The sequence below is a fragment of the Roseibium sp. AWQ4_254 genome (genome assembly GCF_056161025.1).
In genome coordinates this window covers 1-660 of sequence record NZ_JBSWYH010000096.1, presented here as the reverse complement: position 1 = coordinate 660, position 660 = coordinate 1, and the positions used below count along the sequence as shown (strand labels likewise).

Annotated in this window: 1 pseudogene; it reads right to left on the bottom strand. The window is 55.9% G+C overall.

Going from position 1 to position 660, the window contains the following annotated elements:
• Positions 1 to 660 (bottom strand): annotated as a pseudogene (locus ACXAIC_RS24765) (IS3 family transposase); the annotation flags it as partial.

The window sequence follows — 660 nt, the reverse complement described above, 5'->3', positions numbered from 1 at the left end:
TGATGTCACCAGCCCATTTCCGGTTCGGCCGGTCAGCAGAAAAGTCCCGCTTCAGCAGATTTGGCGCAATGTTGAACCTGTGATTGCTGTCCGTTGTCGCCTTGAACTTCTTGTTCCTTTTCACGGTGATCGCGTTCTCACGCATCAACCGTCCAACACGCCGATGGCCAACATCAAGTCCGAGTTCCTTTAGCTCCTCGGTCATGCGAGGACGCCCGTAGCTGCCAAGCGACAGTCGGAATTGCTCCCGGATATGGGCAAGCACGACCAAGTCCCTACGCTGCCGGTCACTCAATGGGCGGTTCCGCCAGGACCGGTAACCCCGAGGACTGACATTCATGATCTGACATAGCCTGGAAGCCGGCAAAAGGCCCAGGTTCTCCGCGATGAATGCAAACCTCATTTGCTTCTTTCTATCAACCGGCAGGTGATTGCTGAGCAATCACCGAGAGGGGGCGAAGAACTGGGTGGCCTTTTTTAACACCTCCCTCTCCTCCCGGAGCAGGCGGTTTTCTCTGCGAAGTTCCGCTATCTCCTTTTCAAGGTCAGATTGTGTGGCCGGTTTCTCCGGATCGCGCCGGTCCTGCTGTATCCAACGGTTCAAGGTCGAGAAACCAACACCAAGATCTCTGGCGATCTGCTTACGCGACAAGCCGCTGG